The organism is Agrobacterium sp. rho-13.3 (assembly GCF_033957765.2).
Classification (GTDB): domain Bacteria; phylum Pseudomonadota; class Alphaproteobacteria; order Rhizobiales; family Rhizobiaceae; genus Agrobacterium.
The window spans coordinates 336,669-351,625 of sequence record NZ_CP192774.1; the positions used below are offsets into that span (position 1 = coordinate 336,669).

Annotated in this window: 14 protein-coding genes; 7 read left to right on the forward strand and 7 right to left on the reverse strand. The window is 56.7% G+C overall.

The genetic code is table 11. The features are described from left to right. Positions 1-30 precede the first annotated feature (30 nt). From waaA to lpxK, 3 genes are all read left to right on the forward strand, one after another. A complete protein-coding gene (waaA, locus tag RMR16_RS01565; RefSeq protein ID WP_320200837.1) occupies positions 31-1,347 on the forward strand; it encodes a lipid IV(A) 3-deoxy-D-manno-octulosonic acid transferase in 1,317 nt (438 codons plus the stop codon). A gap of 2 nt (positions 1,348-1,349) precedes the next feature. Further along, positions 1,350-2,090, forward strand: a complete 741-nt coding sequence (locus RMR16_RS01570; RefSeq protein WP_320200836.1) for an HAD family hydrolase — start codon at positions 1,350-1,352, stop codon at positions 2,088-2,090. A gap of 85 nt (positions 2,091-2,175) precedes the next feature. Continuing rightward, positions 2,176-3,207 carry a tetraacyldisaccharide 4'-kinase gene (gene lpxK / locus RMR16_RS01575; protein ID WP_320200835.1) on the forward strand — a complete coding sequence of 344 codons (1,032 nt, stop codon included), beginning with the start codon at positions 2,176-2,178 and terminating at the stop codon, positions 3,205-3,207. Positions 3,208-3,289: 82 nt separating this feature from the next. Here lpxK and RMR16_RS01580 read toward each other — a convergent pair whose 3' ends face one another. The 3 genes from RMR16_RS01580 to mutL all read right to left on the reverse strand — a co-directional run bounded on the left by RMR16_RS01580 (position 3,290) and on the right by mutL (position 6,048). Continuing rightward, a complete protein-coding gene (locus tag RMR16_RS01580) occupies positions 3,290-3,787 on the reverse strand; it encodes a ferritin-like domain-containing protein (protein ID WP_320200834.1) in 498 nt (165 codons plus the stop codon). Between the two features lie 132 nt (positions 3,788-3,919). After that, on the reverse strand, positions 3,920-4,156 hold the full coding sequence (locus RMR16_RS01585; RefSeq protein ID WP_320200833.1) for a DUF2093 domain-containing protein: 237 nt from the start codon (positions 4,154-4,156) through the stop codon (positions 3,920-3,922). Between the two features lie 74 nt (positions 4,157-4,230). After that, the gene (mutL, locus tag RMR16_RS01590; protein WP_320200832.1) at positions 4,231-6,048 is read right to left on the reverse strand and encodes a DNA mismatch repair endonuclease MutL; all 1,818 of its coding nucleotides are present in this window, start codon (positions 6,046-6,048) and stop codon (positions 4,231-4,233) included. 340 nt (positions 6,049-6,388) lie between these two features. Here mutL and RMR16_RS01595 point away from each other — a divergent pair, with 340 nt between their 5' ends. Together RMR16_RS01595 and RMR16_RS01600 are read left to right on the forward strand one after the other, a co-directional pair. Then, positions 6,389-8,053: a response regulator gene (locus RMR16_RS01595; RefSeq protein ID WP_320200831.1), complete on the forward strand. Its 1,665-nt coding sequence runs from the start codon at positions 6,389-6,391 to the stop codon at positions 8,051-8,053. Positions 8,054-8,193: 140 nt separating this feature from the next. Continuing rightward, positions 8,194-9,555: a putative bifunctional diguanylate cyclase/phosphodiesterase gene (locus tag RMR16_RS01600; protein WP_320200830.1), complete on the forward strand. Its 1,362-nt coding sequence runs from the start codon at positions 8,194-8,196 to the stop codon at positions 9,553-9,555. A 170-nt stretch (positions 9,556-9,725) separates the two neighbouring features. Here the strand turns inward: RMR16_RS01600 and RMR16_RS01605 are convergent, their stop codons facing one another. From RMR16_RS01605 to RMR16_RS01620, 4 genes are all read right to left on the reverse strand, one after another. Further along, the gene (locus tag RMR16_RS01605; protein WP_320200829.1) at positions 9,726-10,613 is read right to left on the reverse strand and encodes an SMP-30/gluconolactonase/LRE family protein; all 888 of its coding nucleotides are present in this window, start codon (positions 10,611-10,613) and stop codon (positions 9,726-9,728) included. Between the two features lie 2 nt (positions 10,614-10,615). Continuing rightward, positions 10,616-11,245, reverse strand: coding sequence for a 2-dehydro-3-deoxy-6-phosphogalactonate aldolase (locus RMR16_RS01610; RefSeq protein ID WP_320200828.1), 630 nt, complete (start codon positions 11,243-11,245; stop codon positions 10,616-10,618). A 115-nt stretch (positions 11,246-11,360) separates the two neighbouring features. Further along, a complete protein-coding gene (locus RMR16_RS01615; RefSeq protein ID WP_320200827.1) occupies positions 11,361-12,278 on the reverse strand; it encodes a 2-dehydro-3-deoxygalactonokinase in 918 nt (305 codons plus the stop codon). Further along, entirely contained in the window at positions 12,278-13,051 is a 774-nt protein-coding gene (locus RMR16_RS01620; RefSeq protein ID WP_320200826.1) for an SDR family NAD(P)-dependent oxidoreductase, read from the reverse strand. The genes RMR16_RS01615 and RMR16_RS01620 overlap by 1 nt, the downstream gene beginning before the upstream one ends. Before the next feature lie 115 nt (positions 13,052-13,166). Between RMR16_RS01620 and RMR16_RS01625 the strand changes: the two genes are divergently transcribed. Together RMR16_RS01625 and RMR16_RS01630 are read left to right on the forward strand one after the other, a co-directional pair. Then, positions 13,167-13,961, forward strand: coding sequence for an IclR family transcriptional regulator (locus RMR16_RS01625; protein ID WP_320200825.1), 795 nt, complete (start codon positions 13,167-13,169; stop codon positions 13,959-13,961). Positions 13,962-14,140: 179 nt separating this feature from the next. Then, the gene (locus RMR16_RS01630; protein WP_320200824.1) at positions 14,141-14,881 is read left to right on the forward strand and encodes a helix-turn-helix transcriptional regulator; all 741 of its coding nucleotides are present in this window, start codon (positions 14,141-14,143) and stop codon (positions 14,879-14,881) included. The last annotated feature ends 76 nt before the right edge of the window (positions 14,882-14,957 follow it).

Genomic DNA, 14,957 nt, shown 5'->3' on the forward strand with positions numbered 1-14,957 from the left:
ATTGCGCGAAATGATTGAAGGCAGCATGTCATGAATAGCCGTATCGCGCGCTTCGCCCTTTCGGGTTACAGGATTGCGGGTGTTGCAGCCTATCCTTTCGCCCGGCCTTACCTCTCTTACCGTGCAGCCAAGGGCAAAGAAGACAAACGGCGTAAGCTGGAACGTTTCGGTTACCCCAGTGCTGAGCGTCCACGCGGGCCACTGGTGTGGTTTCATGCTGCCAGTGTCGGCGAAACGCTGGCACTCGTGCCGCTGATCCGCGAAATTCGCAAACGCGATATTCACGTTCTTTTGACCACCGGCACAGTGACATCCGCAGAGCTGAGCCGCACGCGGCTGGGTGATGATGTCATTCACCAGTATGTGCCTTTGGACATCAAGATTTCAATCAACCGTTTCCTGACCTATTGGATGCCGGACGCCGCCATCACTGCCGAGTCAGAAATCTGGCCGGTGACGATGATGGAGCTTGAGCGTCGTCATATTCCACAAATTCGCGTCAATGCACGGCTGTCCGATCGGTCCTTCAATCGCTGGAGCAACCATTCCGAATTTGCCGAAGCGCTGTTCAGCAAGATGGCGCTGGTCGTGGCGCAGTCCGATGTGGACGCCGAACGTTTCCGCGATCTGGGTTCATGGCCGGTGGTCGTGTCTGGAAACCTGAAAGGCGATACAGACCCGCCGCCCTGTGATCCGGCTCTTTTGGAAACCTATCGTCGCCAGATCGGCACACGCAAGACCTGGGCCGCCATCTCCACATTCGATGGAGAAGAGAAGGCCGCAGCCACCGTTCACGCTGCCATCAAGTCTCGCAACGGACAATTGACGATCATCGTGCCGCGCCACCCGGAACGCGCCGACGAGATCGAGACCATGTTGAAGGGAATGAACCTCAACGTGGCGCGCAGAAGCCGCAACGACGTGATTACCCCGCAAACCGATATCTTGCTTGGCGACAGCATTGGCGAAATGGGCCTTTACCTGCGGCTGACGGAACTTGCTTTCGTGGGACGTTCGCTCACCGGGGAAGGCGGGCAGAACCCGCTGGAGCCGGCCATGCTGGGGTGCGCGGTTCTGTCCGGCGCGCATGTGCAGAACTTCCGCGAGGCCTATCAAAAGCTGCTTCGTTCCGGTGGCGGAAAAATCATCCGCGATGTGGAAATGCTGGCGAAGGCGGTGCATTATCTGCTCGTCAACGATAATGAGCGCTACAAGATGATCGATGCGGGCGGCAAGGTCATCCAGGATATGCGCGGCGCGCTGTCTTTGACGGTCAAGGCGCTGGAACCCTATATCAACCCCTTGACGGTGACGGCAAAACTTCAGCCACGCAGCGCGGTTGGCTGAGGATGAACGCGATCGATACCCCGAAGTCCGCAGCGGCAATCGCTGCAATCCTGTTCGACAAGGACGGCACGCTGATTGGTTATGATGCCAGTTGGGGTCCGGTTAACCGTGAACTCGCTGCCATCGCAGCGCAAGGCGATGCGGCATTGGCGGACAGGCTGCTTCTGGCCTGTGGCATGGATCCGGTCACGGGCCACGTGAAGGCCGACAGCCTGCTTGCCGCGGGCAACACCGCAGAAATTGCTGCGGGTCTGATCGCCGCTGGTTCCAGCTGCGATGAGCGAGAGTTGACGGTGCGGCTCGACCGCCTGTTCACCGAGGCCGCGGGAAAATCCGTGGCGGTGACGGATCTCAAGGCTTTTTTCGCACGCCTCAAGGGCAGGGGCTTCAAGCTCGGCATCGCCTCCAGCGACAACGAAGCGTCTATTCGTGAGCTGGCGAAACGCTTCGGTTTTGACGCCGATCTTGATTTCGTGGCCGGTTATGATAGCGGCCATGGCACCAAGCCGCAGCCGGGCATGGTTCTCGGTTTCTGTCGGGCCATCGGCCTAACACCGGAGCGGGTGGCGGTGGTGGGTGACAACAATCACGATCTGCATATGGGACGAAACGCTGGCGCTGGTTTAAGGGTCGCAGTTCTCACCGGCACAGGCTCCAAAGACAGCCTTGCAGCGGATTCCGATTATTGTTTTGACGATATTACCGGCCTCGAAAACCTGCTGCCCGACCGTGCGACGGTTTGAATCGTCGCGGCTTTTGCAAAATCATTACCTTTCTGGCGCATAACCTCTTCATCCAAAAGACAAAACAGCGGGAGTTTTGAGGCTGATGGTTTCTGAAGCGCCGCCATTCTGGTGGGAAAAGCCCGGTTGGCAGGCTTGGTTATTATCACCGTTTTCGCTGATCTACGGCAAAGTGGCCGGGCGTCGGATGCAAACTGCAACGCGCGCTTCTGTGCCTGTTCCGGTTCTCTGCATCGGTAATTTCACGGTCGGCGGTGCTGGAAAAACCCCCACCGCAATCGCCATCGCACGTGCCGCCCTCGACAAAGGCTTGAAGCCGGGTTTCCTCAGTCGCGGTTATGGCGGCACGCTGGATGTTACAACCTTGGTCGATCTTGACCAGCATCGCTCTGTCGACGTCGGGGATGAACCCCTGTTGCTGGCAAGAGAGGCAACCACCGTCATCTCCCGAAAACGGGTAGACGGTGCGCATCGCTTGGTGGGGGAGGGCGTCAATCTCATCATCATGGATGACGGCTTTCAAAGCGCCCGGTTGACGCTGGATTATGCGCTCTTGGTCATCGATACCCGGCGCGGCATTGGCAACGGACATCTGGTGCCCGGCGGTCCGGTTCGCGCCCCGATGGACGAGCAGATGCGCCAGCTTTCCGCCATTTTGAAAGTCGGTGATGGTCTCGCGGCAGACGCCATCGTCCGCACCGCGGCACGCGCCGGAAAACCCATTTTCGTGTCGTCCATCCAGCCACGGCCACAGCCGAATTTTGCCGGCAAACGTGTTCTGGCCTATGCGGGCATTGCCGATCCGAACAAGTTTTATCGCACAGTCGAGGCGCTGGGAGGCGTGGTCGTCGTCAAGCGATCCTTCCAGGACCATCATCATTTCAGCGATGACGAAATTCAGGATCTGGTGGATGAGGCAGCCAAATTGGACCTGTTGCTGGTGACAACGGCGAAAGACGCGGTGCGATTGGCTGGCCATCATGGCCGCGCTGCCGAATTGCTCTGGAGCAGCCTCGTCATCGAGATCGACATGGTTCTGGATGATCCCAACGCGGCGGGATCGATGATCGATGCGGCCATAGACCATTGCCGCCGCCGGACGCTTCAGCAGAAATAACTTCGGCTTCGTGCTGTCTTCCGCATCAAGCCATCAAACAAAAACCGGGCCACAAGCCCGGTTTTTGCATGTTTTTGATAAATCAAGCAGCTTTTTTGGCAGCCGCATTGACGGATGTGCTGGCAAGCTTGGTCAAAGCTTCGTCCGTCTTGGATTCTTCATTCAGCGTGGCGTCAAGCAGCGGCACAACCTTCGTATGGCCCAGCTTTTCAGCCCAAGCTTTCAGCGTGCCATACCGGGTGATTTCATAATGCTCCACCGCCTGAGCGGAGGAAATCAGGCCCGCGTCGAGTGCCGGTGTGCCCTTGTAGTCTTCGATAATCTCTTCACCTTCGGCAAGAATACCCTGAATGGCTTCACAGGTTTTGCCCTGTGCGCGCTTGCCAATCAGTTCGAAAACCTCCTGCAAGCGTTCGATGTGACCTTGGGTTTCTTCCTTGTGCTTTTCAAACGCGGCTTTCAGCTTGGTGTCACTAGCGGCACGCGCCATTTTCGGCAGCGCTTTCAAAACCTGACGCTCTGCATAATAAATGTCTTTCAGCGTATCGTAAAACAGGTCGTCGAGTGTCTTCTCGGCCATTGTCATCTCCCATTGAAATTGTGTTGTTTACATTTCACGAAAGACTAACAAACCCTGCCGTTTATGGTTCCGGGTCGGTTGTGCACAACTTCAATTATACTTTTGCGGAGATCGGCGCAGGCCTGATACCGATCAGGAACTGCGTTTCTGGTTCGGCAAAGCACCCGCCCGCTTTTCGGCTTCCATCGATGCGGCGGCATCGGCATAGGGTTCCTGCCGGGCCACACTCCAGTAACGCAGCTCATCAACGGGGATTTGTACGCCCGTCATGGCACAGACGACATAGGCGCCGGTCTGCACGATGCGCATATCGCCATCGAGATATTCGATCTTCGCCTCGCGGTGTCCGCCGCCTTCAAATCTGTTCATTCGTAGTGTCTCCTGACGTCTCGTCTTTTTAATCGCGTCACAACGAGAATGCCAGCCTGGCCGGCGATAATGGCTCAACTTCTGCCAAACAGTTTTTCGATATCGGCAAGCTTCAACTCGATATAGGTGGGACGTCCATGGTTGCACTGGCCGGAACCCGGTGTGTTTTCCATTTGCCGCAACAACGCATTCATTTCCTCTGGCCGCATACGTCGGCCTGAACGCACGGAACCATGGCAGGCCATCGTCGCCGCCACATATTCCAGCTTGTTGGCAAGACTGCCCGCCGTGTCCCATTCGGCAATCTCGTCGGCGAGTTGGCGCACCAGCCCCTGCACGTTCACTTCACCCAGCATGGCTGGCGTTTCGCGCACCGCCACCGCACCGGGACCGAACCGTTCGATGGTTAGCCCCATGCTGTCAAAGCCCGCGGCATGGTCCATCAATCGGTCGCAATCTTCTTCCGGCAGATCGATGATTTCGGGAATGAGCAGAACCTGCGAGGCTGGCCGCTTGGAGTGCAGGGCCTTGCGAATTTCCTCGAAAACCAGACGTTCATGCGCGGCGTGTTGATCCACGATCACAAGCCCGTCGTCGGTCTGCGCGACGATGTAATTGGCGTGCACCTGCGCCCGCGCAGCGCCCAGCGGATAGCGTGATGGTTCCAGGTCTGAGCCGGTCTGCGCGGTGCTGTGACCATGCTCCGCCCGCGCCGTGGGCATGGTGATATCGTTAAATTGCGATTGGGCGGTTTCGTGAAGTGCCAAACCATTTGAAACATTCAGTGGGCGCGAGGGCGAATGGGCCGGCGTCCAGGCTTGCGATGCAAAAGGCCGCACCGTTGATGGGCTGTAACCGGGACGGAAGGCATTCACCATCTGTGCTGCCCCCGTGGTCGCGGCACGGTCGCCCTCACGGGTCAAAGCCTGTCGGATTGCGCCAACGATCAGCCCGCGAACAAGCCCGGGATCGCGAAAGCGCACATCGGATTTGGCCGGATGCACATTCACATCCACCAGAGCCGGATCAAGCTTCAAGGACAGAACCGCAATCGGGTAACGCCCATGCGGTATTGTTTCGGCATAGGCACCACGAATGGCCGAGAGCAGCAGTTTGTCCTGCACCGGGCGCCCGTTCACGAACATATATTGATGCGCCGAGTTGCCACGGTTGAAGGTGGGCACACCGGCAAAACCCGTCAGCGTCACATCTTCACGCCCGGCGTCGATTTCGATGGCGTTGTCTTTAAAGTCCGCGCCGAGAATTTGCGCCATGCGCGCCAGATGGTCGTCACCGGTTGCCGGAAACTCCAGCGTCGAGCGGTCGGTGCCCGAAAGCACGAACCGGATGTGCGGAAAGGCAATTGCCATGCGTTTGACAATTTCGGTAATCGCCGCCGCTTCCGCCTTCTCTGTTTTCAGAAACTTCAGGCGCGCAGGTGTCGCGAAAAACAGGTCGCGCACTTCCACGATTGTGCCGGTGTTGGAGGCGGCTGGCCGCACCGGCGAAAGTTTGCCGCCCGCAACCGAAATAATCGCACCCTCTGCGGCCCCTTGCTGCCGGCTGGTGATCGTCAGCTTGGCGACGGAGCCGATGGAGGGCAGTGCTTCGCCACGAAAACCCAGGGTGCGAATATCGTCCAGCGTGGCCGAAATCTTGGAGGTGCAATGTCTGCGGATCGCCAGTTCCAGATCGGCTGGCGACATGCCACAGCCATTGTCGGTAATCCGCACCAATCCCTTGCCACCACCGGCGGTCGCAATCTCGATGCGCGTCGCACCGGCGTCAATGGCGTTTTCGATCAACTCCTTCGCGGCACTCGAAGGACGTTCGATGACCTCGCCGGCGGCGATCTGGTTGATGAGGGTTTCTGAAAGCTGTTTGATGGACATGCCGTCATTTTCGTGGATTCGGCTGCCGTATGAAAGCGAAATCCGATGAACGGACAAAGATGTCGTCGTTGTCCCGTAATATATTTCTCGTGCACAATGTTAAGCACCTTTTAAGGGGAAAACTCTAATATTCCACCAACTTGAAATGACTGCAGCATTATGTCCTTTCGGCATGGCCGAACGGGTGTGTGACGGAAAGCTGGGGACCGTTCACATTGTCTTGAAACGCTGCTTCAAGCCTCAAACCCGCATGTCCGACATCTTTCGCCGTGTCCCTATGGTCCGTGGCCGGTTTTTCGCGAGTGTATTGAGTTTTGAAACGTGCATGTGAGACTTCGCAATGAATGATATGGCGTCGCCTGTCGCAGCCATCCATGCTGCCATGCTTGACGTCGTTTGCGATGCGATTTCCTCTGCGCTCATCATTTACGATCGCGATGACCATATTGTTTTCATCAGCCGTGAGATTTTCAGTTATTTTTCCGCAGGCGGTATGCACGTCGCTGTGGGTATGCGCCTTCGCGACTTTATCGCTGTGGCCTATGATCTTCGTAAAACGACCAGCGGCGATCCGCTGCCGCGCGGTGTGGAACGGGAAGACTGGATTGCCGAGCAACTGGCATCCCATTGGAAAGAGCGCTCTGAAAATCTGGAGCAGCGCCCCGGCGACAGATGGGTTCGCGCCGCCAAAAGACGCCTCTCATCCGGCATGGGCATTTGCGTTTTCACGGACATTTCCGAGCAGAAAAAACGCGAGGATCAGTGGCGCTCAGACATCGAGCGGGTACAGCTGACCGAGGAAATTCTGGACACGCTGCCCCTTTCGGTTTTCGTCAAGGACCGAAATACCACCTATGTGGCCGTCAATAAGGCGGGTTGTGCGCTGCTGGAAACCCCTGCCGATCTTATTTTGGGACGCACGGTATCCGATATTCATGCCGATCCGCTGGCCTCGCGGATTGATGCCATGGATCATCATGTTCTTAAAACCGGCACACCCGCTATTTTGCCGGAACGGGTGACGCGCCTTACGGGCGAAGAAGTGCTCGTCATCACCAGAAAACAACGGGTGGGCAAGCCAGGCCGCTATTTTCTTGTCACGACCATGGATGACGTGACAGCCTTTGCAACGGTTGGAGCGGACGGCACAAGTGCCATTCCCGGTCTGGAACACCTGTCTTTCGTCCAGTCTTCTTATATGGATGATGAACATCATCAGGCCTCACAAATATTGAAGGGTCGCAGCATTCTGCTGGTCACGCCGAATGCCCATCTGGGCCAACTTGCGCACAAAAAAATGCTCTCCGTTGGCGTGGATTGTGCTGTTGCCGTCAGTCAGGCCGAACAGAAAGCCTTCATGGAGTTTGCCGCATCGGCGAACGTCCGCATTGATCTTGTGATCGTCGATGTCCAGATGAATATCGCCTGCCTCGATCTTCCGCAGGCCTATGGTGTGGAGGCGATGACTGCCGATGACTTCCAGCTGGAAAGTTCGCTCATCACCCAGATCACGCGGCACTTCCGGCTCAATAATCACCCCTTGTCAGCCGCGCCGACAGATGGAAACTGGGAAATATCCACCCAGCGGACGGCTGCAATCTCGAAAAAAGCATCGCTCGACGTTCTTGTGGTGGAAGACAACAACATCAACCAGATCGTCTTTTCGCAAATTCTCGAAGGTTTGGGCCTCAGCTATAAAATTGCCGCCACGGGGCAGGACGCCGTCCAGTTGTTCGAACAGGATCATCCCTCGTTTGTATTGATGGATACGACACTGCCGGACTTCGATGGTTTTGAAGCAACGCGCAGATTGCGAAAGCTCGCAGGCGCGGAGCGCCCGCGCACACCGGTCATCGGCGTCGTGGCCCAGGCATTTGAGGGGGATCGTCAGGCCTGTCTGGATGCCGGCATGGACGAGATGTTGTTGAAGCCGATTAGCCCGGATATGGTGGAGGTGCTATTCAGACGTTTTCTGCCGCAACAGGACCATCGTATTCGCGGCTGAGCGCGGTAAAATAGACCGTAGGGTTTACGATTACTGTTAATTTTGATGGCTATTTCACAGGCTTTCGAACTAGTGTTTTGTTAAGAATCAAATCTCATTGTCAGCGAAAATCTTCACAGTCTGTGGATCAGGATGCGCGAATGAAATCGCAGGGGCCAAATGTGCCGCAGGTAAGCCAGCATGAGCTGCAAGCGATGGCTTATAGCGATCCGCTGACGGGTTTGGGTAACAGATATCGGCTGCGCGATAAAATCCGCATGTTGGCGGCAGAACGCTCCAGTGATCCTGCGCCTTTTACCATCGGTGTCGCCAATATCGACGGTTTCAAGCCGATCAACGATCTTTTCGGCGTGGAAGCGGGCGACGAGATTCTCTGTCAGGTCGCACATCGGCTCAAGGCCTGCGTGCCGGATGGCGCCATCGTCACCCGCCATGATGGCGATGAATTCGCTTTTGTGCTGCCTTTGGTGTTCGAGCGCATGGGGGCAGAGCGTGTCGGCCAGATGATCAAGGATGTGCTTTCCGCGCCCTATGATCTCGGTGATCGAAATGTTCGATTGTCCTCGTCATTCGGCTTTGCCATCTACCCTTTTGCGGGCGAGGATTTCGAAGACCTGTTAAAGAGCGCGGAGACCGCCCTCTACCGCTCAAAGCGTCGCGGGCGCGGACAAATTACCGTCTATTCGCGGGAAATTGCGCAGGAAATGAAGCGCGCAACGCAGCTTGAGCAGGCGCTCAGAAACGCCATCATCACCGATGCGGTCGATGTGCATTTCCAGCCGATCGTGCGCCTCAATGATGGCACGCCGATTGGGTTTGAAGCTTTGGCGCGCTGGAACGACCCGGATCTGGGCTTCGTCACACCCTCGGTGTTTGTGCCCTTGGCGGAGGAACGTGGTTTTATCGATGCGCTTTCGGAAACATTGTTGCGAAAAGCAGCAGAAGCCGCGCTATCGTGGCCGCGTGAACTGTTCCTGTCATTCAATCTGTCCTCGGCGCAATTGATGGACCCCGGCACCTCGGAAAACATTCTCTCCATTCTGCGGCGGGTCGGTCTTGATCCCCGTCGTCTGGAGCTGGAAATCACCGAAACGGCGGTCATGACCTCCGCCGATACCGCGCAACGCATCATCTCCGACCTTCAAATGGCCGGTGTTCGCATTTCGCTGGATGATTTCGGCACTGGCCAGTCAAGCCTTGGCCGCCTGCGGGATTTTTCCTTCGACAAGGTCAAGATCGACCGCGCCTTCGTCTCTCGCATCAGCACCGATCGTCCGTCCGAACACATCATCAAGGCCATCGTCGCCATGTGCGACGGGTTGGATCTCCAGGTGGTTGCCGAGGGCATTGAAGACAAAAGCGAAGCCGAAAAACTGCGCGGCCTTGGCTGTGCGATGGGCCAGGGCTATTTTTACGGCCGCCCCGTGGATGCTGCCGCCACACAGCGCTACTTGCAGGAAAACTACCGGGATATCCCGCCATCTGGCCGGGATTTTGGGTGATTTTTTAGGTTGAATGCCGATCCCCCAAAACTCCGTCATCCCGGACCTGATCCGGGATCCAGTTCGATCAAGTCCTTGATCGAGAAAGACTCTTTCGCATCGCAGACGCGATGCTGCTGGATGCCGGGTCAAGCCCGGCATGACGGTGGGCAATCACCGAAGATCAGCGCTTAAACCCGATAAGCGCCGTCCAACACACCCTTCACCGATATTGCAAGATCAAACGTCGCACCATACAGAGGGTTCGCCTGCACGGTCGCCTCGTCCAGCCCTTCGCAAGCGGAGGTCACAGCCAAACGATCCGCCGCAGCGCCGAAAAAGGCCGGGCATGTCGATTGCAGCGCCGGCACTTCGTAGCGATCCAGATGTTGGCCTGCGGGCGAATAGCGATCCACAGCGCCGACACCCCAACAGGCATTCCAGATATTGCCATCCGCATCGCAGACAGAGCCGTCAATGCCACCCTTTTGCCCGGCCCGGTCGATGAGCACCTTGGCTGGGCCGGTCGGCAGGCCGGTGTCGGCGTTGAGCGGAACCGTCATGAGCTGGTTGGCCCGTGTGTCCACGTAATATCCCGTTGCACCGTCTGGCGAAAAGCAGATGGAGTTGGAGATGCTGATCGTGTCAAAAAGCGTTGTGACCACGCCCTTTGCGACGTGATAGATGGCTCCGGCGCCATCTTCCGCCTTTTTGCCCATGGTGCCGATCCACAATGCGCCGCTCTGGTGAATGCGGCCATCATTGGAGCGATTGCCGGGCTTGCCCGGTTCGAAATCGGCATGAAGGGACAGTTCGCCGGTTGCCCGGTCGCGAATGAAGATGCCATCTTCCGATGCCAGCAACTGCTGTTTATCATCGATGCGCGCCACCACGCTGGCCTTGAAGGGCAGGGCAATCACGGTCTTTTTGCCGGTGGCCGGGTCGAGTTCGTGAAGCTCTTTGCCCAGAATGTTGAGCCACCAGATCGAATTGGTGATCGGGTCGAAGCTCGGCCCTTCTCCCAACAGCAATTGCGTGGAATCCAGCACCGTGCCTAAAAATTTGTGAGTTTCAGCCATTCTTATGCTCCGATAACGGCGTCATAGGCCTTGACGGTAATCACTGCGCGTTCCCGCACGTCTGCCGCCGTCATGCCCGGCTTGTAAAGGCTGGTGCCGAGGCCGAAGGCTGTTACGCCGATGCTGGTGTAATCGCCAAAATTCTTGTCGGAAACGCCGCCAACCGCCGCAACCAGCGTATCCTTGGGCAGAATAGCCTTGATTGCGCTGATGCCGGATGGTCCAAGGACGCTCGCTGGGAAGAACTTCAGGCCCGTGGCTCCCGCTTTAAGGGCCAGAAGCGCCTCGGTTGGCGTCAGAACGCCGGGCAGGGTCACCATGCCTTTTTCGCGGGCGGCGGTGATAACCTCGACATCGACATTGGGGCTGACCATCAGCTTGCCGCCAGCCGCATCAAGTTTCGCAACGTCTTCAACCGTCAGCACGGTGCCCGCGCCAATCAGCGCGTCTGATGGGGCAAGCTTTGCGGCAATTTCGATGGAGCGGAAGGCGTCCGGTGAATTCAACGGAATTTCGATGGCGCGCAGGCCGCTTTCCAGAAGCGCAACAACGATACCTTCGGTTTCTTCAGGCTTGATGCCGCGCAAAATGGCGACCAGCGGGTATTTCATGGGAGGGAATGGAATGCGCATGATGGTGATCTCCTTGGAGCATCGGCCCGAAAATCGGAATCGATTTTCGGAAAGCACGATGCGTCATTTCAAAAAGTTAGAGCACCGCCGTGTGTCCAGTAGGACGCACGGCGCTCTAGTGCCAGATGGCGTTTGCGGCGGCAACAAGTCCACGGCGAACGGCCTCATCGGCATCTATCGTTACAAATTCAATGGAAAGAGCGTCAAAGGCGGCCTTGTAAAGCTCGCCCAGTGCGCCGGATGCAATCAGCACCACTTTTGATCCCTTAGGCGCGGTCGAATGCGCGCCTGCAATCTCCAGCCCAATCATGGTGCCGGACAGTTTTGCCTTCGCATCCGTGGCGGAAAGACCGTGTAGCAACTGGCCCGAGCGGACGGTGAACAGCCGGTTCGTTGCCATTTGCGGGTTGTTGTAGCTGTCGGCCACGGCAGCGCGGAAGGCTGGCAGATCGCCCGTAAAGAGTTCCGCCTCGGCAACGGCATGGGACAGGATGGAATGTTTCGAAATGACGTCGAACAGTTCCCCGGTCATGAAGGTGGAAAAACCAGTGACCTTGAGAGTGCTGACATTGACCCATTTGGAATGTGTGCCGGGCATACACACCAGTTGCTCGCCGGACCTGTAATCTGCCGATAGCGCGCCGAGAAGCTGGGTTTCCTCACCGCGAATGACGTCTGGCGTGTCTGTGCTGCGCTGGGCAAGTCCGGGCAGAATGCGAACATCGTCCTGCTGTCCGGGCACACGCACGGCGCCTTTCAAAACATCCGATAGGTCGGCGGGAACGTCCACATAGCCTGCTTCCACCCAGCCCTGACGCGCGCCTGCCATGCCGCAGATGATGACGGGAAGGCCAGAGGGTGCGGAAATTGCCGCAAGATGGGCGGCCAGCACCTCGGGAAATCCTGTCCGCATGGCGGTCGTCATGCCTTCGGCGCTGCGTCGCTCGGCCAGGATTTCACCGGATTGACCGATCAGCCAGAGCCGGAAACTGGTCGTACCCCAGTCCACGGCAACGAATGCGGCTTCAGACATTACAAAAGACCTCCATCAATGATGATTGTTTGAGCCGTCATTCCGGCAGATGCCGAAGAGGCCAGAAATAGGCAGGGGCCGACAAGATCGTCAGCCGTCAACGCGCGTTTGAGGCACTGGCGGGACACGGTGTGCGACACCGAATCCTCCGTCAGCCACAGTTCCTTCTGCCGCTCGGTCACGATCATGCCCGGCAGGATGGCGTTGACGCGAATGGTCTCGGGCCCAAGTCGTCCGGCGAGGCTTTTCGTCAGGCCGATAATGCCCGCTTTCGCAGTTGCATAGGCAGGCAAATCGCCCATATTCAACAGATAGGAAATGGACGAGAAATTGATGATCGACGCCGCTTGGGCCTTGCGCAGATAAGGCAAAGCCGCCTGCGTCACGAAAAACACCGGCTTCAGGTTCACCGCGTGGTTGGCGTCCCAATAGTCGCTGGTCACGGTGTCGATATCGTGCCGGTCATCCCACGCGGCATTGTTGATCAGAACACGAATGCCATCAGTCGCCTGAGCGGCGGTTTCCACCGCCTGCGCCAATTGTGGCTGGTCCCGAAGGTCCGCCCGCACAAATGTCACCGGATGCCGCGTATAGGTCGACAGCGTTTCGGCAAGGGCTTGGCTGGCTGGTTCATTGATATCGATGAACGCGACTTTCGCGCCCTGCTCTGCAAATGCAGTGACAAGCGATGCCCCAATGCCAGTGCCGCCACCGGTAATCAGCACGCCTTGATCCTGAAATTCGGACGTCCGTTCAGAGTTTTCCGTCGCCATGGCACCAGATAAGGATTGAAAGTTCCATTATTTGGAACTAAGTTTCATTGAATGGAATATTGCGCTTTGCCCGTTGCCAATGTCAAGGGTGGCAGATTGGCGCACGGAGAATAACATGTCCGTCAGCGATGGCGATAAAACAGAGGATAGCGCAACCGGCACGCTCGGCAAGGCCATCGCTTTGCTGGAAATCGTCGTCATGTCGCCCGTGCCGCTGCGGTTTACCGATCTTCTGCAGAAATCCGGCCAGCCACGCGGCACACTTCACCGGCAACTTGCCCATCTTCTGGAAGAGGGTTTGCTGGAGCAGAACGAAGACCAGACCTATGCGGCTGGCGTTCGGCTTTTGACGTTCGCATCGCAAGCCTGGAGTGGCAATGACCTGCGCTCCATCGCTGCACCCCACCTGCGTATCCTCCATGAAAAAACGCAGGAATCGGTCCACCTCGGCGTGCTGCGCGGCGCGGAAATCATCTATCTCGACAAGATCGATGGAAAGCACGCGGTGCGGATGTATTCGCAGATCGGTCGCGTCTCGCCCGTCTATTGTACGGGCGTCGGCAAGGCGGCGCTGTCTCTGTTGTCGGAAGCGGAGCTCACCGATGTCATCCGTGACGTGCAGTTTCGCGCCCACACGCCCAACACCATCCTGTCCGCCGACGCGTTGAAAACCGAGGTCGACCTCATTCGCCATCGCGGCTATGCGTTTGATCTGGAAGAGCATGAAAGCGGTATTCAATGCATCGCTGTTGCTGTGCCCGCGCCTGCAAAAAGATTTCAGGCGGCGATCTCCGTCACCGGTCCTGCCTATCGTCTGACGCGAGAACGTCTGGAGGAATGGGCCGATTTGGTCGTCGATGCCGCGCAGAATATTTCCAAAGATATGTCAGTACGTCTACCGCCAAATTAAGAGTGATTGAGCAGAGACAAAATACAATTATGTCTAAATTTTCGGGACTTGAGAAACTCTAGCAAATACTGGTCCAACTTTTGTTTGCAAAAAATTCATAAATTGATAATTGCGGTCATAGAAATTTAGTTTTACCGAATCCATATGAATTTAAGCTGACCTGTAAAGAATCATAATCAATGCCTAATACAGAAATTCCTCCTTCTGCCCCCATGGGAGCGGAATGTGCGCAAGAAGTGGCAGAAGCAAAAACGCAGTTTGATATTTTCCGCTTCATGAAAAGAATGGCGGAATCCTGGGGGATGACTACCTTCGTGGTTGCCAACTTTCCATCTCACCTCGCTCTTGAAATATCGCAATACACCGTCATCACCAATTGGCCGACAGAGCTTATCCATCAGTATGACGAGACGGGTCTTCTCCCGCGTAGCCATGTTATGCGCGAGTTGAAGCAATCCTCCGTTCCCTTTGTGGCCGATAAGGACTTTGTGGTCCGTGGGTACAAGGAGGACGAGGCAAAGATCGTGGTTGATCTTTTCGAACGCTTCGAAATGCTGAACGCGATGTGGTGCCCTGTTCAAGATGCCACGGGACAGAGAGGTGCGGTCGGAATGCACGGCAACAGGTCGACCTTCTCACCTCAGGAGATGGCCGAGATCGCTTATGTAGCGGCGCATGTTTTCAGCCGCCTTGCCTATATACGCAGCCTTGATTCACGCATCCCCGAAACACTGACCGATCGTGAAATCGACTGTCTGAACTGGACGGCGGCAGGAAAAACCAGCGCTGAAATCGCTGAAATTCTGGTTCTGTCGGAGCACACCGTCAATCATTATCTCAACCGCGCCACCAAGAAGCTGAGTACGGTCAATCGCACCCAGGCCGTAGCAAAGGCTTTGCGCGTGGGCTTGATAAAGTAGTAATATTTTCGTTTTTTTGATTGTTATCTGAACCAACGTGAGCAATTCTCGGATTGCTCACGGCAGAGGAGATTCG